Annotated in this window: 16 protein-coding genes and 4 pseudogenes; 6 read left to right on the top strand and 14 right to left on the bottom strand. The window is 67.5% G+C overall.

What is annotated here, in order from left to right:
• Positions 1–51 precede the first annotated feature (51 nt).
• From ACPEE0_RS05725 to ACPEE0_RS05695, 7 genes and pseudogenes are all read right to left on the bottom strand, one after another.
• Complete coding sequence (locus ACPEE0_RS05725) at positions 52–1,344, bottom strand: hypothetical protein (RefSeq protein ID WP_424574128.1); 1,293 nt, start codon at positions 1,342–1,344, stop codon at positions 52–54.
• A 99-nt stretch (positions 1,345–1,443) separates the two neighbouring features.
• Entirely contained in the window at positions 1,444–2,955 is a 1,512-nt protein-coding gene (gene guaB / locus ACPEE0_RS05720; protein ID WP_133345911.1) for an IMP dehydrogenase, read from the bottom strand.
• 211 nt (positions 2,956–3,166) lie between these two features.
• Complete coding sequence (locus ACPEE0_RS05715) at positions 3,167–5,275, bottom strand: acyltransferase family protein (RefSeq protein ID WP_424574127.1); 2,109 nt, start codon at positions 5,273–5,275, stop codon at positions 3,167–3,169.
• A 78-nt stretch (positions 5,276–5,353) separates the two neighbouring features.
• On the bottom strand, positions 5,354–6,475 hold the full coding sequence (locus tag ACPEE0_RS05710; RefSeq protein ID WP_424574126.1) for a flavin-containing monooxygenase: 1,122 nt from the start codon (positions 6,473–6,475) through the stop codon (positions 5,354–5,356).
• A pseudogene (locus tag ACPEE0_RS05705) lies at positions 6,472–6,820 on the bottom strand (hypothetical protein). Before ACPEE0_RS05705 ends, ACPEE0_RS05710 begins: the two are co-directional and overlap by 4 nt.
• A gap of 101 nt (positions 6,821–6,921) precedes the next feature.
• Complete coding sequence (locus ACPEE0_RS05700; RefSeq protein ID WP_424574125.1) at positions 6,922–8,556, bottom strand: LuxR C-terminal-related transcriptional regulator; 1,635 nt, start codon at positions 8,554–8,556, stop codon at positions 6,922–6,924.
• Between the two features lie 113 nt (positions 8,557–8,669).
• A complete protein-coding gene (locus tag ACPEE0_RS05695) occupies positions 8,670–10,193 on the bottom strand; it encodes an ATP-dependent DNA ligase (RefSeq protein WP_424574124.1) in 1,524 nt (507 codons plus the stop codon).
• Between the two features lie 123 nt (positions 10,194–10,316).
• On the opposite strand from ACPEE0_RS05695, the gene ACPEE0_RS05690 reads away from it, so the two are divergent.
• The 3 genes from ACPEE0_RS05690 to ACPEE0_RS05680 are packed head-to-tail and all read left to right on the top strand — an operon-like array spanning position 10,317 to position 11,517.
• A complete protein-coding gene (locus ACPEE0_RS05690) occupies positions 10,317–10,919 on the top strand; it encodes a dihydrofolate reductase family protein (RefSeq protein WP_424574123.1) in 603 nt (200 codons plus the stop codon).
• On the top strand, positions 10,919–11,341 hold the full coding sequence (locus tag ACPEE0_RS05685; RefSeq protein ID WP_424575330.1) for a hypothetical protein: 423 nt from the start codon (positions 10,919–10,921) through the stop codon (positions 11,339–11,341). The genes ACPEE0_RS05690 and ACPEE0_RS05685 overlap by 1 nt, the downstream gene beginning before the upstream one ends.
• Positions 11,266–11,517: a dihydrofolate reductase family protein gene (locus ACPEE0_RS05680; RefSeq protein ID WP_424575245.1), complete on the top strand. Its 252-nt coding sequence runs from the start codon at positions 11,266–11,268 to the stop codon at positions 11,515–11,517. The genes ACPEE0_RS05685 and ACPEE0_RS05680 overlap by 76 nt, the downstream gene beginning before the upstream one ends.
• 114 nt (positions 11,518–11,631) lie before the next feature.
• Here the strand turns inward: ACPEE0_RS05680 and groL are convergent, their stop codons facing one another.
• Both groL and groES read right to left on the bottom strand, forming a co-directional pair.
• Complete coding sequence (groL, locus tag ACPEE0_RS05675) at positions 11,632–13,242, bottom strand: chaperonin GroEL (protein WP_424574122.1); 1,611 nt, start codon at positions 13,240–13,242, stop codon at positions 11,632–11,634.
• A 77-nt stretch (positions 13,243–13,319) separates the two neighbouring features.
• A complete protein-coding gene (groES, locus tag ACPEE0_RS05670) occupies positions 13,320–13,613 on the bottom strand; it encodes a co-chaperone GroES (protein WP_003805290.1) in 294 nt (97 codons plus the stop codon).
• 226 nt (positions 13,614–13,839) lie between these two features.
• Here groES and ACPEE0_RS05665 point away from each other — a divergent pair, with 226 nt between their 5' ends.
• The gene (locus tag ACPEE0_RS05665; protein ID WP_035752113.1) at positions 13,840–14,757 is read left to right on the top strand and encodes a DMT family transporter; all 918 of its coding nucleotides are present in this window, start codon (positions 13,840–13,842) and stop codon (positions 14,755–14,757) included.
• Here the strand turns inward: ACPEE0_RS05665 and ACPEE0_RS05660 are convergent.
• Positions 14,697–14,981: a hypothetical protein gene (locus ACPEE0_RS05660; RefSeq protein WP_424574121.1), complete on the bottom strand. Its 285-nt coding sequence runs from the start codon at positions 14,979–14,981 to the stop codon at positions 14,697–14,699. The two genes, ACPEE0_RS05665 and ACPEE0_RS05660, sit on opposite strands and share 61 nt — an antisense overlap.
• A gap of 148 nt (positions 14,982–15,129) precedes the next feature.
• On the opposite strand from ACPEE0_RS05660, the gene ACPEE0_RS05655 reads away from it, so the two are divergent.
• Positions 15,130–16,371 carry a class I SAM-dependent methyltransferase gene (locus ACPEE0_RS05655; RefSeq protein WP_354175223.1) on the top strand — a complete coding sequence of 414 codons (1,242 nt, stop codon included), beginning with the start codon at positions 15,130–15,132 and terminating at the stop codon, positions 16,369–16,371.
• A gap of 26 nt (positions 16,372–16,397) precedes the next feature.
• Here the strand turns inward: ACPEE0_RS05655 and ACPEE0_RS05650 are convergent.
• The 4 genes and pseudogenes from ACPEE0_RS05650 to ACPEE0_RS05635 form a co-directional block, all read right to left on the bottom strand.
• Positions 16,398–17,194: pseudogene (locus tag ACPEE0_RS05650) on the bottom strand (shikimate 5-dehydrogenase).
• A gap of 28 nt (positions 17,195–17,222) precedes the next feature.
• Entirely contained in the window at positions 17,223–17,480 is a 258-nt protein-coding gene (locus ACPEE0_RS05645; protein ID WP_424575329.1) for a hypothetical protein, read from the bottom strand.
• Between the two features lie 269 nt (positions 17,481–17,749).
• Positions 17,750–17,872: pseudogene (locus ACPEE0_RS05640) on the bottom strand (hypothetical protein); the annotation flags it as partial.
• A 14-nt stretch (positions 17,873–17,886) separates the two neighbouring features.
• Entirely contained in the window at positions 17,887–18,801 is a 915-nt protein-coding gene (locus ACPEE0_RS05635; RefSeq protein ID WP_424574120.1) for a glycoside hydrolase family 3 N-terminal domain-containing protein, read from the bottom strand.
• Between the two features lie 237 nt (positions 18,802–19,038).
• On the opposite strand from ACPEE0_RS05635, the pseudogene ACPEE0_RS05630 reads away from it, so the two are divergent.
• A pseudogene (locus ACPEE0_RS05630) lies at positions 19,039–20,188 on the top strand (glutamate--cysteine ligase).
• Positions 20,189–20,255 lie beyond the last annotated feature (67 nt).

Here is a 20,255-nt window from a genome sequence, read left to right as displayed (position 1 = left end):
CCGATTGGATGTCTTCAAGAGCTCTCTCGTTCTCCGGGGTCGTGGTGGCAATCAATGTGTGGTTGTCGATGCTGTACAGGTCCGGAAGTGAGATTCCGCCGGGCGGTTCATAGACATGCCTGTCAAACGCAGGTTCCCGCATGGGATAGTTCTCCCCACCAGCCCGTTGGCCTCGGCCGTCAGCAGGATATCCGGATAGGTGTAGCTCGTGTAGTCAGTCGCCGGCGAGGGCTGCCATCCCGGCGGCATGGCAGCACCCGAGAGTGCGATCAGCTTGTTGAACCGGGCACCTTCTATTTCGGCTCCGGTCAGATTTCGCAGTCCCCAGCTGTGGCCGATTCCAACTGACTGGGTATCGCGGGACCGTTCGAGATCGACCGCAGCCTGGAATCCGGCCAGAACAGGGGCCGAGCCGGCTACGAATTCATCGCTCTTGGCTTCGACAAGGAACGCCTCCACGAAGTCGCCATCCGGGAACTCCGAACCCTTGTAGACGAAAGCAGCTGTGCTTCCCGATGTGTCCGCCTGGACAAGGCGGCTCGCCACAGCCTGCGGACCGCCTTGATAGAACGATGCCTCATTAGTGGTGGTTCCGGGAACGTAGGTGATGACAGTTGCGGTGTTCACGTCATAGGTTCCAAGAAGCTCCACGATGGAATGTCCGGCGGGGTCGTAGGCTGCCAACTGCACCCTCCCCTCAACAACCTTCTGAAGGTATTTCAGCCCGTCCTGACGCGTTCGCCATGCCTCATGCTCGGCGGCGTGGCGGGCGGGATAACCCGAATCCAGGATCCACGGATTCAACTGGGGTTCCGGGTCGCTGGTGCGCAGCCAGTCAATCCGGGCCTGGGCGTTGATCCGGTTTGCCTCGATCCGCGCGCCGAAAGGAATCCCGTTGGTATTTCCGGCAAATCCCGGATGCTCGCGGATGAAGTCTTGCTGCTGGGCGCCGGTAAGGCCCAGCCACCAGGTCCGGATCTCTTCCGGGGTCCTTCCGGCAACGTCAGCCGGGTGCGGCCTCCCGCCGCGGGAGGGAGGGTGCTGCCTGGATAGTGAACCGGGGGTGGCGGCGGCCGAACTCGCAGCCTCCTGTTCCTCTGCATGGCGGAGGATGGCTTTGGCAGCAACATCAAGGAACGACACAGCGGCGGACAGTGAGCGGCTGTGGTTCGCGTCCCACGCCTGGCGAAACCTTTGGGCGTCCGGCCCGGGCCAACGGGTACCCGCAACGCCTGCGCTCAAGGCCTGCCGCTGCCCGTCAAGATTCCGTCCTGCTGACCGCAGACTCGAGGCAAGCTGCCGAAGCTGGGCCACGTCCGCACCATAGAAATCGCCCAACGTCATGGCCCCCATAAAGCGTGGAAAACTAATTTGTAAAACAAGTGTACTTATGGGAGCAAAAAGCCGGGATGGGCAGATGTGCCCATCCCGGCTTTATGTGCCTTAGCGGGAACCGTAGTTCGGTGCCTCGACCGTCATCTGGATGTCGTGCGGGTGCGATTCCTTCAGCCCGGCCGGGGTGATGCGGACGAACTTGCCGCGGGCCTTGAGCTCGGGGATGGTCGGCGCTCCGGTGTAGAACATGGTCTGGCGCAGGCCGCCCACCAGCTGGTAGGCCACGGAGGCCAGCGGGCCGCGGTAGGCCACCCGGCCCTCAATGCCCTCCGGAATCAGCTTGTCGTCACCGGAGACGTCAGCCTGGAAGTAGCGGTCCTTCGAGTAGGACGTGTTCTTGCCGCGGGACTGCATGGCACCGAGGGAACCCATGCCGCGGTAGGACTTGAACTGCTTGCCGTTGACGAAGATCAGCTCACCTGGGGACTCGTCACAGCCGGCCAGCAGCGAGCCCAGCATCACGGTGTCGGCACCGGCAACCAGTGCCTTGCCGATGTCGCCGGAGTACTGCAGGCCGCCGTCGGCGATCAGCGGCACGCCGGCCGGGATCGCAGCCTTCGCCGATTCGTAGATCGCGGTGATCTGCGGGACACCCACGCCTGCCACCACGCGGGTGGTGCAGATGGAGCCGGGACCCACGCCCACCTTGATGCCGTCGGCGCCGGCGTCGATGAGGGCCTGGGCACCTTCGCGGGTGGCAGCCTGGCCGCCAATGACATCCACATGCGCAGCAACCGGATCGGACTTGAGCCGGCGGATCATGTCCAGCACGCCCTGGGAGTGGCCGTTGGCGGTGTCCACGAACAGGGCGTCGACGCCGGCATCAATGAGTGCCATGGCCCGCTCCCAGCCGTCCCCGAAGAAGCCGATGGCGGCGCCAACGCGCAGGCGGCCTTCGTCATCCTTGGTGGCCAACGGGTACTGCTCCGCCTTGGTGAAGTCCTTGGTGGTGATGAGGCCCTTGAGGCGGCCCTGCTCGTCCACGAGGGGAAGCTTTTCGATCTTGTTGGTGGCCAGCTTGTGCGAGGCCTCCTCGCGGCTGATGCCCACGTGCCCGGTGACCAGCGGCATCTTGGTCATGACGTCGCTGACCAGCCGGATGGGGTAATCGGACTCCGGCACGAAGCGGGTGTCGCGGTTGGTGACGATGCCCAGGAGGCGGTTTTCCTCGTCCACCACGGGCAGGCCGGAGACCCTGTACTGGGCGCACAGGTTGTCCAGCTCAAGCAGCGTCGCTTCCGGCCGGATGGTCAGCGGGTTGGTGATCATGCCGGATTCGCTGCGCTTCACCCGGTCCACCTGGTCAGCCTGGTCGGCGATGGACAGGTTGCGGTGGATGACACCCAGGCCGCCCTGGCGCGCCATCGCAATGGCCATCCGGGATTCGGTGACCGTGTCCATCGCTGCGGACAGCAGCGGCGTGTGGACGGTGATCCGCTTGGAGATCCGGGAGGAGGTGTCGGCGTCGGACGGGATGACGTCGGTGTGTCCGGGCAGGAGCAGGACGTCGTCGTAGGTCAGGCCGATGAAGCCAAAGGGGTTGTGTTCGGGCTCGGTCATGAGTGCGCCTCTTACCTTGGTTGCTGGGCGGGTAGGGGTTGCAGCCGATGACCAGCCCGTCATTACGGGTCTGGCCTGTGCAGGGGATCAGGACCGCCGCATGCGGCGTTCCGGGGGCAGGAAGTATTGAGTAAATATTAGAACCTCTGCGCCGATCCCCCTATTCCACGCGTGCAATGTGAGCAACTGCACGAACTGCCCCCGGCCCGAGTCAGCGCCAGCCGGTGGCGGCCAGCAGCCGTTGTTCGAACATGGGGATCATGCTCCCCACATAGGTCCTGGTCAGGTGGTTGTCGTCCTTGTACACGTAGACGTTGCCCACCACGGCGGGGCAGACCCCGCGGGCACAGATGAAATCGCTCATGTCCATCAGGTGCAGCCCGTCCAGCTTGCCCCGGTAACCCTCCAGGGGTGAGGGATCAACGAGTGATTCGCTGAGCGACGGGTTGCATTCCGGGGCCTCGGCGCCGTGCCGCTGCACGCACTCGGGCATGTTGAACGTGAAGCGCGGGTTGTCCCGGATGCCCACCACTTCGATGCCGGCCTCGGTAAACGGGCGCACGCCGTCCAGGTAGCCCGGCACTTCGGTCTCGAAGGGGGCCTCCTCGTGCGTCAGTGATGCGACAGTGAAGACGGCGTCCGGGCGGTGCTCCAGGACGTAGGCGGAGGCTGCGCTGTTGTACGCATTGCATTCCGCGTTGCGGGTGTCCGACGCGGCGCCGAACCGGCAGGCCGGCATCAGCAGGGTGACCAGTTCCCAGCCTCTCGCCTCGGCGATCGGTGCCAGCGCCCCGAGGTACTGCTGGGAGTGCGAGTCGCCCAGCACCACGATCCGCTTGCTGGCACCCTCGGCGGGAACGGCCTGCCGGCACCCTTCCAGGATGGGGTCCTCCGTGGCGTTTGCTCCGGTGCAGGGGGCGTGGATGCCAGCCCAGTCCTGGTCCAGGGCGGAAGGGCCGGGAATGAATTTGGCCTCGGGTGCCGGCACCCCGGCATTTTCCGGGCTGAGCGCCGCGGCCCCGGGTGTAAGTTCCCGCGGCTGCGCCGCCGTCGCGGCTTCCTCGGCTGTGAGCGTGGTCTGCCAGATGGCCACCGGACCGGCAAGCACCGCACCGCAGGCGGCAATCACGACGGCGGTGCGCCAGGCCCGCAGCTTCGGCCAGTGCCAGTCGCGCAGCGGTTTTTCCACGAAGCGGGTGGTGAGGACGGCGAGCACGATCGAGGCGCCCACAATGGCAAGGCCCTGGACAAGGTTGGGCTCCTCCACGCCGGTGGCGGCGAGCGCCAGCACCAGCACGGGCCAGTGCCACAGGTAGAGGGCGTAGGAATTGTCACCCAGGGCCACGGCGGGCTTGCTGCTCAGGAAACGGTCCACCCCGAACCGGCTCCCGGTCTGCCCGGCCACGATGATGGCTGCGGCGGAAAGCGTGGGCCACAGGGCGACGAAGCCGGGAAAGGACCGGTCCACCGTCAGCAGCAGGCCTACGGAAACCATGCCCGCCAGGCCTGCCCAGCCCAGCACCAGGCGCAGGGCCCGGCGGGGTTTGAGGTAGGGCAGGGCAAGGGCGAGCAGGGACCCCAGGGCGAATTCCCAGAGCCGGGCCCTGGTGTCGAAGTAGGCGTACGCCTGGTTGGTGGCGGTCTGTTCCACCGAGAACGCCAGCGAGATGGCGAACACCGCACCGAACACCAGGGCAAGCAGTCCGCGGTAGGTCAATCCATGGAGCGCGGTGATGCGGTGCAGCAGCGCCAGCAGTGCCGCGCTTCCGGCAAAGATGAGGGGCCACAGGATGAAGACCTGCCCCTGGATGGACAGGGACCAGAAGTGCTGGAGGGGGCTGGCGCCAGCGTGGTCCTGCGCGTAGTAGTCCACGGCGGTGTCGGCGAGCAGCCAGTTCTGGCTGTAGAGCAGTGATGCCCACGCCTGGTCCAGCACCTGTGGCCACCGGCCCTGCGGGAGGATGAGCCAGGTGCCGGCCAGGACGCCGAGGATGACCACGACGGCGGCAGGCAGCAGCCGCTTGAACAGGTGCAGCCAGTGCCCCAACAGCCCGAAGGGCCTGCCCGATTCGGCCTTCCGTACGAAGGAGAGCGTCAGCAGGAACGCGGAGATCAGCAGGAAGATGTCCACGCCGCCGGACACCCGGCCAAGCCACACGTGGTAGGCCACCACCATCAGGACGGCCAGTGCGCGCAGGCCCTGGACTTCGGGACGGAACGTCGGTTTCCGGCTCCTGGCGGCTGCTTTCGGCTCCGGGCCGGAGGCAGCCGCAGTTCTCGCTATCGACACAAAAAGACCTTCCGGCGGCGGACAAAGCATCAATTCTACCGAGGCGCGGGGGATTTTCCGGGAAAGGTAACAGGCATCACGGCCCTCTCGGCGAAGCGTTGGGTCAGTTCAGGCCGCAGCCACAGCGGATCCGAGAACGGCGGGAGCCGGAATTTTGGCGGCCAGGTAGCGCGCGTCGCGGCTGAGGCCCGGAAGGGTGTCCGAAGCTTCCGCGTACAGGAACCGTTGCCCCAGGAAGAACAGCCCGCGGCAATCCAAAGCCACACCGCGCCACTGCCTGGGCATAGCACCGCCGTCGAGCAGGGCCGGATCGATCCAGCTGAAATCCTCCCGGAAACCGGTGCACCAGATCACGCTCGAGACCTCAAGGCGCGTTCCGTCCGCCAGTACAGGCATCCCGTCAACCACTCCGGCGACCCTCGGCACGACGCGCACGCCGGCTGCGGCGAGGTCCTTCGTCTTCGTCCGGATCAGAGGTTCGGCGTGCGCCTTAAGCGCCGGCGCCACTTTGCGGCCTATCGGTGTGCCAAGCGTGAGTACGTGCAGGCCAAGGAAGCGCACAATCGGGAAAGCGTAGCGTGCCGCGGTTTTGCCATGCTTCACCGGCATCTCGCCTGTCGGCTTGCCCGCCACCAGGGACGGCCGGGTCCTGGAAACTTCGAGGCCGATCTCCGCCCCCGAGTTCCCCAGCCCCACAACCAGGACCGGTCCCGCCTGGAGCTGTTGCGGGTTCCGGTACTGGCTGGAATGCAGTTGCTTCACGGAAGGTGCCAGTCCCGCTGCGAAGGCCGGCACCTCGGGTGTCTGCGTGGAGCCTGTGGCCACCACCACGTTGCGTGCTTCCCATCGGTGGCCGTTGGCGGTGGCGACGTAGCGGTCCGCTTCCCGCCAGAGGCGCTCCACGCGGACGCCGTGGTTCACGGGCAGTTCAAATTCCGCGGCATACCATTCGAGGTAGTCCGCCAGTTCGTCTTTGGTGGGGAAGGACAGCCGGTCCGCCGGGAACGGTGCGCCGGGCAGCCCGTCATATTTGGCAGGGGTGAACACCCGGAGTGAGTCCCATCGTTGCCGCCAGGCCTCGCCGGTCCTCTGGCTTGCATCCAGAATCAGGAACTTCCGCTTCTGCGCTTTCAAGAAATAGCCCATCGCGAGGCCTGCCTGCCCTCCCCCGATCACCAGCGTGTCCAGCACTGTGCCGGTCCCGTTCGTGCTGCTGTCTTCGTTGTTCATGGCTGTTTCACTCCCTGCTTGGTTGCGGTTTCCTGGACTGAACCTCCCCCAGCTCCGCCCATGTGCGCCTGTCCTGTCACCGGACCGCCGTGGCCGTAGCGGATCCACCAGACGAGCATCAGCGCTGACGCGAGGACGTAGGCCAGGTGGAGTACCCAGATGGGACCGGCGGGAAGGTTGAAGACGTAGACGGAATGGACGGCATTCGCCACGTTGCTCAGCACCAGGTTGCCCGGGCTGTCAGGACGCCAGGTCCCGGGTGCGGGCAGCCTTGACCAGCATTGGCAGCATGCCAACGGCAAACAGCACCGTGGAGAGGGTGCCGGCAAGCATGGGAAGGTTCATGTCCTGAGGCTATTGGCGCGCCCGGGGGCTGCGCGTCGGCCAAATCATGCAACCTTCACGCCCGCCGGCATGGGTCTTTTTGCCCATACCGGGGTGCGGGCTTATCCCGCCAGGCCGTGTTCGTAGGCGTAGCTGGTGGCCGCCGCCCTGGAGGTCACGCCGAGCTTGAGGAAGATATTGCTCAGGTGCCGGGCTACCGTCTTCTCGCTCAGGTACAGCTCGGCGGCAATGGCACGGTTTCCCTTTCCGGACGCCACGAGCCGGAGCACCTCGCGCTCCCGCGCCGTCAGGGGACCCTCCTGAGTACTGGCCGGGTGCTGCATTAAGGACGCTGCCCAGGCCGCTGCGGGGGCTGCGCCAAGTTCAAGGAATTCGGCGTGGGCGGCCTCCAAGTCCATCGCGGCGGACGACTCATCCCCCAGTTCGCGGCAGGCGCACGCGATCAGCACCCGGCAGCGCGCGGCCTCGTGCGGCACCCCGAGTTCGAACCAGAGGCGCCAGGCCTGCCGCAGCAACCGTGACGCCGCCGCCGCTTCGCCCTCTGCCAGATTGACGGTCCCCCTTGCCTGGCGGGCCACGGCTGTGACCATGGGCATGGGGCATTCACCGGCGAAGGCGTCCAACTCATCGGCTCCCCCGCGTGCCGCTGCCAGGTCCCCGGCGGCCAGCTCGATTTCCACCAGGGCAGGCAGCAGGTGCCGCCGGGTGGCAGTGTCGGCAACACCTGCTGCCCTGCGGATCATCGACTGCGCCTGGACAGCGTCTCCGCGTGCCAGTGTCAGCAGCGCCAGACCGGGCTGGGGTTCATAGCCGCTTTCTGCCGCTTTCCGGTAGGACTCCTCCGCGGCGGCGATGTTGCCCGCCTGACGGTGCACTTCGCCCTGCTCGTACCAGCCGCCGAACAGCGCCTGGGGATCACCCCTGGTTGACCTGTCCTGGGCAGCGGCGGCCGCTTTCAGAGCCTCCGCCCAGGCGCCGTGCAGCCGGAAGAGCTCTGCCCGGTGGGACTGGCACTGCCCGCTGAACGCCACCATGTCGGGCCTGGCCTGGCACCAGCGGTCCAGCGCGATAGTCCATTCCATGGCCCTCGCCAGGTCATAGGCCAGATGGCAGTTGCCGATGACGGCGCAGTAGCCGATGCCGGAGGGTATCGGCGACAGCTCGCCCGAGGTGACAGCCACCATGACCTCGTCGAGGATCTTCAGGCCCTCGTTTGGCCGGCCGAGCATGAGGTTGGCTTGCCCGGTGCCAAGGAGTGCCAGGGCTGCCACGTCCCTGTCCTGCGCCAGGCGGGCAATCTCGGCGGCCCGGGTAAATACCTCCAGGGCTCCCGCGGGGTCACCGCCATAGAGCTTTCCCAGCCCCTGGGGCATGAGCAGGAGCCCTTGTACCGCATGGAGTTCGTCAAGCTCCGTCGCCAGCCGCTGCCCGCGCGCCAGCCAGCCGCCCGCACGCGCCATCTCACCGAGGTTGCTCAGCTGGATGCCCATCCAGCCGGCGCAGCGGGCTGCGCCGGCCACGTCTCCAACTTCCAGGAACTCCTCGTGCGCCCTGGTGAGCGTCTCAAGGCCTGCGGTGGTGTTGCCCGTGAGGATCTCCGCGGTGGCAAGCCTTTCCAGGTCCGCGGCCGGAAGTCCGCCCCGCCGGTCGGCATCGAGGAAGTTCTCAAAGGCATCTGTCCAGCGGTGCTCGCGGAAGGCAGCCCGGCCCTGGTCAATACCTGCTTCAGTGGACACCTGGCCTCCTTTCGGATACCCCGCCCAGCCGGCCCGCCGTCGTCGTGCTTCTGCAGTGGCGGTCCCTAAGCGTCACCGTACGCCCGCCGGGGCACGGGCACAAGCGGCCTTCGTCAGGAACGCAGCAGGGCGCGCAGCGTCTGGATGGTGTCGGCTTCGGCGGGCGTTTTGTCGTCCCGGTAGCGCTTGACGCGGGCGAACCGGAGGGCGATGCCGCCGGGATAGCGCGAAGACTGCTGCACGCCGTCGATCGCAATTTCCACGACCGTGACAGGCTCCACCCAGACCGTGTTTGCCGTCCGCCGCACTTCGATCTCCTGGAACCGCTCCGTCTGCCAGCGCAGAAGTTCGTCCGTGAGGCCCTTGAAAGTCTTCCCGACCATCACGTAGTTGCCGGGTTCGCCGAACTCGCCGGCCGGGTCCCGGGCTCCGAGGTGCAGGTTCGACAACATCCCCGTCCGCCGCCCGGACCCCCATTCGCACGCGAGCACCACCAGGTCGTACGTCAGCACCGGCTTGACCTTGATCCAGTTGGACCCGCGCCGGCCGGCAGCGTAGAGCGAGCCCACCGCCTTCACCACCACACCCTCATGCCCGGCGGCGAGCGCCTGCCGCGAGACGTTCTCGGCAACCGCCGGATCCGCGGTGATCTCGCCGGGGATTCGGTGGTCGGGCGCGATGCGTTCGAGCACGCCGAGGCGCGTGGCCAGCGGCTCATCCAGCAGGTCGCGGCCGTCAAGGTGCAGCACGTCAAAGAACCACGGATGCAGCAGCGTGGAGCGCGCCTGGTCGGCCCCGAACCGTGACATGGTCTCCTGGAACGGCCGCGGGGCGCCGTCCTCGCCCAGGGCGAGGGTCTCGCCGTCGAGGATCACGTCGCGTACCGGGAGGGTGCGCACCAGATCCACCACCTCGGGGAGCCGGTGTGTCACCTCGGCCAGCGTCCGCGTGTAGATGCGCACCTGCTCGCCGGAGCGGTGCACCTGGATGCGGGCGCCGTCGAGCTTGTATTCCACTGAGGCCTCCCCCGTGGTCTCCAGCGCCGCACTAACACTGGACGCCGTTGCCGCGAGCATGGGCTGCACGGGGCGGCCGACGACGAGGCCCACCGCGTCCAACTCTTCCTCCGTCCCGGTGATCGCCACCAGGGCGGTGCCGCCGAGGTCGCCGGAGAGCATCGCCGCCCGCCGGACGGACTCCACCGGCCGCCCGCCGGCGCGGGCGACGGCGTCAGTCAGGACGCCTTCCAGGGCGCCGGTGCGCAACTCACCCAGGAGGACTCCGGCGATGAACGCCTGCTCCCGTTCGGTGGCGGTGGACAGAAGTGTGCGGAGGGTGGCGGCACGCTCCGCTGCGGACCCGGTGCCGGCCGTGCCGAGGAGGCGGTCCAGGGCGGCGTCGACGTCGGCGACCGTCAGGGTGGGTTCGTCGGCCGGGTCCCCCATGGCCGACCGCATCCCGCTCCAGCCCACTCCCACCCGTCCCTGCCGCGGTTTTGCGATGAGCAGGCCGACTGCAGTGGCAATCTCCCCGGGTTCAAGCCGGCGCAGCAGGCCGGCGAGTGCCTCGACCTTGGCGAGCCGGGAGCGTGTGGATGCGACAGCATCAGTGGTTTTCACGAGCTCGTCGAGCAGCATGGCACCAGTCTGCCATGGGCAGGCAGGGCGTCCGGCGGCTGTCCGCCGAGGCGCCGTCCCGGTTCCGGACAGGGTGCAGTCCCGGCTCTGGACAGGGTCCGGGCGGAGTTCCACAATGGGCGGGTGGGCATCATCGTCGCAAACCTGTTCATGACCCTCGACGGCGTCTACCAGGCTCCCGGCGGCCGCGAGGAGGACACCGAGGCCGGTTTCGCCTTCGGCGGCTGGCAGTTGCCGGTGTCCGATGACGAGTCTGAAGCGGACATCGAGGCCGGGATCGGCCGCATGGACGCCCTCCTGCTTGGCCGGAAGACCTACGACATCTTTGCCGCGTACTGGCCGCACCAGTCAGGCGACATCGGCGGCGCGCTGAACCGGGTGCCCAAATTCGTGGTCTCCGGATCGCTGACCGACCCCGGCTGGGCCGGCACCACCGTACTGCCGGACGCCGAGGCAGCGGGCAGGCTCCGCGAGGAGTACGGGGAAGTGCACATGTTCGGCAGCGGCGTCCTCATCCGTTCCCTGCTGCAGGCGGACGTGCTGGACCGACTCCGCATCTGGCTCTATCCGCTCACCCTCGGGCAGGGCAAGCGGCTCTTCGACGCCGGGACCATTCCCGCCACCTTCCGCCTCGCCGAACCGGCACGCTCCTTTCCGAAAGGGGCGGTGTCGCTGGTCTACGAGCGTGCGGGCGGAGTCGAGACCCAGGACATGCCGGGAACCTGATGGGAAGGGTTATCGCATCCATCACCACCTCAGTGGACGGCTTCATCACCGGTCCTGACGACGGGCCGCGCTACGGCCTGGGCAGGGGCGGCGAACGCCTGCACTACTGGGTGATGGGCGGCCCCTGGACCTACGACGGCGGGCACGAGTTTGCCATGCACGGGCCGGACAAGGAGTTCTACGACGAACTCGTGGCAGGCACCGGAGCGGGAATCGTTGGCAGGGGCATGAACGACGCCGCAGGCGCCTGGGCGGGACCAACCCCTTCCCGGGGCCGCTCGTCGTGCTCACGCACCGCCTGGCGGACCAACCTCCACCGGAGTCCGGGTTCACGTTCGTTGCGGGGCTGGACGAGGCACTGGAGCGGGCGGCCGCTGCGTCCGGAGGCAAGGACGTCTCTGTTGGCGGCGGCGCTGACGTGATCCGGCAGGCTCTGGCAGCCGGCCGGGTGGATGAGCTGGTGCTCTCCACCGCCCCGGTGCTCCTCGGCGCGGGAAAGCGGCTGTTCGACGGCTTCGACCGGGACGTCAATCTTGAGATCCTGCAGACCGTCAGCTCGCCATTCGCCACGCACGTGCGCTACGCGGTACGGAAATAGGCGACAAAAACCGGCCCAGCAGATGCCGGGCCGGTTTTTGTGTGCGCGGGCCAAGGGCCCACACGGGCGAGGGACCCAAGTCGAGCGAAGCGGGATTTGGGAGCCGGTGGGGATTTAGTGGCTGTGACCTGCGTGCTCGTCTTCCTCAGCGGCCTTCTCCACAACCAGGGTCTCGGTGGTGAGGACCAGGGCAGCGATGGAGGCTGCGTTGCGCAGGGCGGCGCGGGTGACCTTGACGGGGTCGATGACTCCGGCAGCGATCAGGTCCTCGTACTCGCCCGACTTGGCGTTGAAGCCGCTGTTGGTTTCGAGCTCGGCGACCTTGGAGGTGATGACGTAGCCGTCGAAGCCGGCGTTCTGGGCGATCCAGCGCAGCGGCTGCACCAGTGCGCGGCGGACGATGCCCACAGCAGCGGCGGCGTCGCCTTCCAGCGCCTTCACGGCGGGGTCCTCATCCAGTGCCTTGAGGGCGTGGATCAGGGCGGAACCGCCACCGGCCACGATGCCTTCTTCGAGGGCAGCGCGGGTGGAGGACACGGCATCTTCGATGCGGTGCTTCTTTTCCTTCAGCTCAACCTCGGTGGCAGCACCCACCTTGATGACGCCGATGCCGCCGGCCAGCTTGGCCAGGCGCTCCTGGAGCTTTTCACGGTCCCAGTCGGAGTCGGTGCGGGCCAGCTCGGCACGCAGCTGCGCAACGCGTGCGGACACGTCCTCGGCTGAACCTGCGCCGTCCACGATGGTGGTGTTGTCCTTGGTGACCGTGATGCGACGGGCAGTACCCAGCACCTCCAGGCCAACCGTGTCCAGGCTCAGGCCCAGCTCCGGGGAGACAACCTGTGCACCGGTGAGGGTGGCGATGTCCTGCAGCATGGCCTTGCGGCGGTCACCGAAGCCCGGAGCCTTGACGGCAACGACGTTCAGGGTGCCGCGGATGCGGTTGACGATCAGCGTGGACAGGGCCTCGCCGTCGACGTCCTCGGCGATGATGAACAGCGGCTTGGAAGCCTGCAGCGCCTTCTCCAGCAGCGGCAGGAAGTCCTGCAGCGAGGAGATCTTGCCCTGGTTAATCAGGATGAGGGCGTCCTCGAGGACGGCTTCCTGGCGGTCCGCGTCCGTGATGAAGTACGGGGACAGGTAACCCTTGTCGAACTGCATGCCCTCGGTCAGGACCAGTTCGGTCTGCGTGGTGGAGGATTCCTCGATGGTGATCACACCATCCTTGCCCACCTTGCCGAAGGCCTCAGCCAGGAGCTCGCCGATTTCTTCGCTCTGTGCCGAGATGGCGGCGACGCTGGCGACCTGGGTGCCCTCGACGGGGCGAGCGTTCTCCAGCAGGCGGGCGGCGACGGCTTCAACCGAAACCTCGATGCCGCGCTTGATCTGGCCGGGAGCAGCGCCGGCAGCTACGTTGCGCAGGCCTTCCTTGACCAGTGCCTGGGCCAGGACCGTTGCGGTGGTGGTGCCGTCGCCGGCAACGTCGTTGGTCTTGGTGGCGACTTCCTTGGCCAGCTGGGCACCAAGGTTCTCGTACGGGTCGTCCAGTTCCACTTCGCGGGCGATGGTGACGCCGTCGTTCGTGATGGTGGGCGCTCCCCACTTCTTGTCCAGGACAACGTTGCGGCCGCGGGGGCCGAGCGTTACCTTGACGGTGTTGGCGAGCTTATCGATGCCGGCTTCAAGAGACCGGCGGGCAGCGTCGTTAAACGCAAGCTGCTTTGCCATGGTTTTGTCCTTTCAAGACAGAACCCCGCGCAGCTGGCCAGCAGAAGGCATGACCAGCGGCACGGGGATCCGGGAAGTTACTTTACGACGATCGCCAGGACGTCGCGGGCGGACAGCACGAGGTACTCGGTGCCGCCGGTCTTGACTTCGGTTCCACCGTACTTGGAGTAGATCACGACGTCGCCCACGGCTACGTCGACCGGTACGCGGTTGCCGTCTTCGAAGCGGCCGGGGCCTACTGCAACAACTTCGCCTTCCTGCGGCTTCTCCTGTGCGGAGTCCGGGATCACCAGGCCGGAAGCCGTGGTCTGCTCGGCTTCGAGCGGGCGGACAACAATACGATCCTCAAGAGGCTTAATCGAGACCGACACTCGGACCTCTCCTTTTCGTCAGCAAATTCGTGGACTTGGAAAGCTTTCCGCCCTGGCTGGCAACCGTCGTCGCGGTGCCGGCAGCAGCCTGGCTGGCAGCTCTTCATGTATTAGCACCCTCCTAGGGAGAGTGCTAATGAAGACTCTATGTCCGGGTTAGCACTCGGTCAAGGCGAGTGCCAGCGTTTCGTCTTCAGCGGACACATCCGCCCTGTACATTGAAGCGGTGCGAGCCGCCGTGTACCTGATCCTTGCGAACCTGTTCTGGGCCGGAAACTTCGTCGTGGGGCAGTCGGCCATGAAGACGATGGACCCGCTCCAGCTGACGTTCTGGCGCTGGGTCCTGGCCGCCGCACCGCTGCTCCTCCTGGCGCACTTCGTGGACAGGCCGGACTGGAAAGGGGTGCTGCGCCGCTGGCCGGTCCTGCTGCTGCTGAGCGTGCTGGGGATGAGCGGCTACACCCTGCTGCTGTACAGCGCGCTGCAGCACACCTCGGCCCTGAACGCGTCCCTGGTCACCGCCGCCAACCCGGCACTGATCATGGTGCTGGCTGTCGTCTTCCTTCGCGACCGGCCCCGCCCGGTGAGCTGGCTGGGCATCGGCCTGGGCCTGGCGGGGGTCGTCCTGGTGCTCACCGGCGGTGACCTGCAGCGGTTGCTGACCTTCTCCATCAACACCGGGGAACTGCTGATCCTGGCTGCCATCACGGTCTGGGGCTTCTACACGATCATCGCCCGCAGGCTGTCCCTGCCGGCCATCACGTCCACCGCGGTGCAGGTTGCACTGGCCGCCGTGGTCCTCGCCCCCGTGGCCGCGGTGGCAGGCGCGGGGCTGCCGTCCACTCCCGCGGAAAGCTGGTCGCTGGCGTTCATCGCGGTGTTCCCGTCGCTGGGCTCCTACCTGCTGTGGAACCTGGCCCTGAAACGGACCACCGCCGCGAACGCGGGCAACTACCTGAACCTGATCGCCGTCTTCACCGCGGTCATCACGGTGCTGCTGGGCCAGCCCATCACCCTCGCGCAGGTAACGGGCGGCATCCTGGTGATATCAGGCGTACTGCTCACCAGCGCCGGGCAGCAGCCTCAGCGGCCCAGGTCCTCGAAATCCACTTCCTCGCCGCCGTCGGAATCCCGCGTCCCCTGATTCCTGCCCCGGTACAGCACCGCGGCAGCGCCGGCCGCGGCCAACAGCGAGGCGACCAGGAACACGATGCTTCCGGTCCGTGCCCCGGTATACAGCCCGCGGATATCTCGGGCCTCCTGGGTATCGTCCTCGATGTTGTTGCCGCCTACCGAGTAGACGGTGGCGTTGAACGAGTCCAGGAAAAAGATGATCACCAGCAGCGCCAGGCAAACAACGGCCACCACCGACGCCGCGATCAGCGCCGGGCGGGCGTACCTGCAGGACCCCGGTCCGTGGGCTGCTGTTCTCCGGACTGCTGGGGGCCTGCGCTGTCTTCCATGCTTTCAACCCTATCGGCATCCCGCAGGACGCTCCTCCACTAGGCTGGAACGCATGCCCAACGCTCCCCAGGACCAGATCGCGCCGCTGCTCACCCCGGAAGGCTGGGACCTGCTGGCCTCACTGGGTCCATACCGGGAGGACGCGTCGTTCGAGCTGAATTCCGCGCTGCGCAAGGCGGGGCACTCCCCCGAGCTGGTGTCCGCCGTCCTAACCCAGTCGCGGCTCCGCACCAGGGCCGAGGCCAAGTTCGGCGAGTTTGCCAGCCAGATGCTGTTCACCCAGGCCGGGCTGGAGCAGGCCACCCGCCTGAACGTTGCAGCCCGCCACGCGCAGCGGTTCGCCGAAGCGGGCGTCAGCCACGTGGCAGACCTGGGCTGCGGGCTCGGCGCTGATTCCCTTGCACTGGCGTCGCTTGACCTCACGGTCACCGCGGTGGAACAGGACGAGACAACTGCCGCCTGCGCCACCGTAAACCTCATCCCCTTCCCGAACGCCACCGTGGTCCACGCGGACGCCACCGCCGTCCCGCTGGACGGGATCGACGGCGTGTGGCTGGACCCCGCCCGCCGGGTCACCTCCACCTCCGGCACCACGCGCATCTGGGACCCCGAGGCCTTTTCGCCGCCGCTGTCCTTCGTGGAGTCCCTTGCGGAGTCGGGCATGGCCGTGGGCGTGAAGATGGGCCCGGGCATGCCGCATGAATCCGTGCCGCAGGGCTGCGAAGCCCAGTGGGTGTCCGTGAACGGGGACGTCACCGAGGTGGCGCTGTGGTTCAATGCCGTGCGCCGCGCCGACGTCCGCCGCTCAGCACTGGTGCTGGGGCCAAACGGAGCAGCCGAGCTGGCCAGCGCCGCGGATTTCGGTGCCGGACCGGCGGCACCGGTGGGTCCCGTGGCGGGCTACCTTTACGAACCGGACGGCGCCGTGATCCGGGCGGGCCTCGTGGCCGACGTCGCGCAGGAGCTCGGCGGCCACCTGGTGGACGAGCACATCGCGTACATCTGCGCCCCCGCACTGGCGGACACCCCGTTCGCGCGTGCCTACAAAGTGCTGGATGTCATGCCCTACAACGTCAAGGCGCTCAAGGCCTGGGTCAAGCAGGAAGGCATCACGGTGCTGGACATCAAGAAGCGCGGCACTGCCGTCACCCCGGAGGAACTGCGGAAGCAGCTGCTGCCCGGCGGCAGGAATGCCGGTAAGAAGGGCGCCGGAAAAACAGCCACCCTGGTCCTGACCCGCATCGGGGAGGACCGGGTGGCCATCGTGGTGGAGCCGGTGGCAACCGGCACCTGAGCCGGCCGGCTATCAAGCACTGCGGGCTACTGGGCCCGCATGAACTCCTCGGCGGCCCGCACTTGTTCCGGGGTGGGCCGCACGCCCGTATAGAGCACGAACTGTTCCAGCGCCTGGATGGTGGCCACCTCCGCCCCGGTGATCACCGGCTTGCCTGCGGCGCGGGCCGCCCGGATCAGCGGGGTTTCGGCGGGCAGCGCCACCACGTCGAAGACGATCCTGGCGCTGTCGATGGCTTCGGCGGGGAACGCCAGCGTTTCGGCGTCCGCCCCGCCGGCCATGCCAAGGGGGGTGACGTTGATGATCAGGTCCGCCGTGCCGCCGTCGAGCGCTGCCCGCCATTGGAAGCCGTACTGGCCGGCGAGCGCGCGCCCGGTGGCCTCGTTCCGCGCGATCACCGTGACGTCCTTGAAGCCGGCGTCCCGGAGTGCCGCCACGGTGGCCTTGGCCATGCCGCCGGCGCCCTGAACCAGGACGGAGTACTTTGTGGGCACGGAATTGCTGGCGAGCAGCTGCTCGATGGCGGTGTAGTCGGTGTTGTAGGCCTTGAGGTGGCCGTCCGTGTTCACGATGGTGTTCACCGAATCGATGGCCTTCGCGGAGGGGTCCATCTCGTCAACAAGGGCGATGACGTCCTCCTTGTACGGCATGGAGATGGCGCAGCCGCGGATGCCCAGCCCGCGGACCCGGCGATGGCCTGCTCCAGGTTGGTGGGGGCGAACGCCTTGTAGATCCAATTGAGCTCGAGCTGGTCATACAGGTGGTTGTGGAACCTGGTCCCGTTGTTGCTGGGACGGGCCGAGAGCGAGATGCAGAGAGTCATGTCTTTATTCAGAATGGGCACCTGACTATTAAACGCGCTCAGGCGGGGCAGCCGGTTCCGGCAGGGACATTCCCGACGGCGGCGGGCAGCTTTCCGGGTGCCGGCGCCTTCCTGCCAGCACGGCGGCGAGGGCGTCGAAGGCGGCGTCACTGCGGCCGTAGAGCGCCAGCCGGACCGGCGCCGGGGAGGCCTGCAGCGTCCACGGGGCGTCCAGCGCCACCTCGATGTCTCCGCCGGCGGGCTTCCCGCCGTACCCGATGAGGTTGACCAGCGGCCCGGTTCCCACGCTGAGTCCTGCCCGGGCGGCGGCGGCCTCGAACCGTTCCTTGTCCCCGGTCCTCCGCCGGCCACCCGGACAGCCCCCGGAACAAGCGGCCCGCCGCACGGACCGGACACCACTGTTACGGCCGAGGCCGAGACCCGGGCCGAAACCGGTGCAGCGCTGCCCGCCGGCGCGGCTGCGGGTGAACCCCGCCGGCCCTGCCAGGTCATCATGGTGGCCACGCGCCGGGCGGCCTCATCCAGCCGCTCCGCGGGAAGGGACCCGGACTTCACGGCCTCGACGATGGCGGCGTGGGCCTGTCCGACGTCGGCGGGCATCAGCAGCAGGTCGGCGCCGGCGGCCAGCGCCATCACGGCGGCTTTGCCGCCGGGATACTGTTTGGTCACCGCACCCATGTTCAGCGCGTCCGTCACCGCCACACCCTCGAAGCCCAGCCCCCGCAGGGCTGCGTAGGTGGGGCAGAGAGCGACGCCGGGACGCCCGGTTCCAGCGCCGGCACGGCAATGTGCCCGGTCATCACCATCGGGGTTCCGGCGGCGATGGCAGCCTGGAAGGGCTTCCAGTCCCGCGCGCGGAGCTCCTCCAGGCCGGCGGGCTGGACCGGCAGGCTCAGGTGCGAGTCCGCGGTCACGGATCCGTGCCCGGGGAAGTGCTTCACCGCGGGCAGGACTCCGGCGGCGAGCATGCCCTGCGAGAACGCCGTCCCGTGCACGGCGGCGGCCGCCGGGTCCGCGGACATGGACCTCGCCCCGATGGTGGGGTCCGTCGGCCCCATGGTCACATCCGTGTCCGGCGCGAAGTCAACGTTGAAGCCCAGCCCCGCCAGTTCCCCGGCCAGTCCCTGCCCAGCCTCGCGGGTCAGCCCTTCGCTGCCCGCGGCACCGTAGCTCATGGGTGCGGGCCACTCGGTCAAGGGAGGGCCGAGCCGCGCCACCAGGCCACCTTCCTGGTCTACCCCGATCATCCCGGGCCAGGGGTCGCCGTCGGCCGCTGTGGCCTGGGCCAGCCGCTGGTTGATGGCGCCCATGCGGGCCAGGTCCACCTTCCCCTGCGGGTCGCGGGGAACGTTGTCACCCATGATGATGGATCCGCCCAGGTGCAGCCGCTCAATGGTGCCGGCATGCGCCTCCGCATTGGTGCCCTGGAAGAACGGCATCAGTACCTGGCCGGCCTTTTCCTCAGGCGTCATGCCCGCCACAGCCGCGGCGGCGGCGTCCTGGTCGCGCTGTTCCGGGCCCCAGCCCAGGGGCCGGGAACCGGGGTCGGGTGCGGGGGACGCCGTGGCGGGCGCCGTCGTCGGACCCGCTGGCGCCGACGGTGACACGGTGGCGGACGGTGCCGAGGTGGAAGGTGCCGACGACGGTACAGGGCCGGGTGCGGCGGTGCAGGAGGCCAGTGCTACGACAGAAACTGCGGCTAAGAGTGGGAGGATTTTGTGTGGACTGTCACGCAGGCGTTGAAACGGGGACATCATTACTAGGCTACCCCTGAGCTATAGACTTGAAACACCCGTTCGCCTGCCGTGAGCGGCGCCCGCCCGCACCGGACAGTAAGGACACGCGTGAAGATTGACTTCGCTTCATCGAGGCAGTCAACCCTCGGTGTCGAATGGGAACTCGCGCTGGTGGACGGCAAAACCGGTGAGCTCGCATCCGTCGCCAATGAGGTGCTGCGCGGTGTGGTGGACCGCCATCCGGAACTGAACGAGGACGACGAGCACCCGCACATCAAGCAGGAACTGCTGCTGAACACGGTGGAACTCGTCACCGGAATCTGCGAGACGGCCGCCGAGGCGAAAGAGGACCTGAGCCGGTCCCTTGCCGCCGTCCGGGAGATCACCGACCCATGGGCGTGGAACTGTTCTGCGCCGGCAGCCACCCGTTCAGCCCGCCGCAGCTGCAGCCGGTGACCGACAAGGCCCGCTACGCCAAGCTGATCGACCGCACCCAGTGGTGGGGCCGGCAAATGGTGATTTACGGCGTGCATGTGCACGTGGGGCTGGACCGGCGGAGCAAAGTCCTGCCGGTGCTGGACGGGCTGGTCAACTACTTCCCGCACTTCCAGGCACTGTCCGCGTCCAGCCCGTTCTGGGGCGGCGAGGACACCGGGTATGCGTCCCAGCGTGCCCTGATGTTCCAGCAGCTGCCCACGGCGGGCCTGCCGTTCCAGTTCCCGTCCTGGGAGGAATACGAGTCGTACGTCCAGGACATGTTCACCACGGGCGTGATCGACACCCTCTCCGAGATCCGCTGGGATATCCGGCCCGTGCCGAACCTGGGCACCATCGAAATGCGCATCTGCGACGGCCTGGCAACCCTGGAGGAAGTGGGCGCCATCGCCGCGCTCACCCAGTGCCTGGTGGACGAGTTTCCACCATTCTGGACAACGGCGGCAGCATTCCCACCATGCCGCCGTGGCATGTCCAGGAGAACAAGTGGCGGGCCGCCCGCTACGGCATGGACGCCATCATCATCCTGGACGCCGCCGGCAAGGAGCAGCTGGTGACCGACCATCTGCTGGAAACCCTGAACCGGCTGGAACCGGTGGCAGCGAAGCTGCGCTGCTCGGATGAACTGGCGGACGTTGAAAAGATCATCCGCCGCGGGGCCGGCTACCAGCGCCAGCGCCGGGTGGCAGCCGAACACGGCGGGGATCTCCAGGCCGTTGTCCTGGACCTGGTCAAGCAGATGCGGAACGGCCCCACCGCCTGACCCGATGCCCCAGGCAAAACCCCTTGCTCTATCAGTTGTGGTCCCTAAAACCCGGGTTTAGGGACCA

The organism is Arthrobacter sp. SD76 (genome assembly GCF_049726125.1).
GTDB classification, from domain to species: domain Bacteria; phylum Actinomycetota; class Actinomycetes; order Actinomycetales; family Micrococcaceae; genus Arthrobacter; species Arthrobacter nitrophenolicus.
This window is presented reverse-complemented; position numbering and strand designations above follow the sequence as displayed.

Bases quoted from the DNA above. Each gene is read 5' to 3' on its own strand.
- groL (WP_424574122.1), bottom strand. From the start codon at position 13,242: ATGGCAAAGCAGCTTGCGTTTAACGACGCTGCCCGCCGGTCTCTTGAA.
- ACPEE0_RS05685 (WP_424575330.1), top strand. From the start codon at position 10,919: ATGGGAAGGGTTATCGCATCCATCACCACCTCAGTGGACGGCTTCATC.
- ACPEE0_RS05715 (WP_424574127.1), bottom strand. From the start codon at position 5,275: ATGCTTTGTCCGCCGCCGGAAGGTCTTTTTGTGTCGATAGCGAGAACT.
- guaB (WP_133345911.1), bottom strand. From the start codon at position 2,955: ATGACCGAGCCCGAACACAACCCCTTTGGCTTCATCGGCCTGACCTAC.
- ACPEE0_RS05725 (WP_424574128.1), bottom strand. From the start codon at position 1,344: ATGACGTTGGGCGATTTCTATGGTGCGGACGTGGCCCAGCTTCGGCAG.
- ACPEE0_RS05710 (WP_424574126.1), bottom strand. From the start codon at position 6,475: ATGAACAACGAAGACAGCAGCACGAACGGGACCGGCACAGTGCTGGAC.
- ACPEE0_RS05695 (WP_424574124.1), bottom strand. From the start codon at position 10,193: ATGCTGCTCGACGAGCTCGTGAAAACCACTGATGCTGTCGCATCCACA.
- ACPEE0_RS05655 (WP_354175223.1), top strand. From the start codon at position 15,130: ATGCCCAACGCTCCCCAGGACCAGATCGCGCCGCTGCTCACCCCGGAA.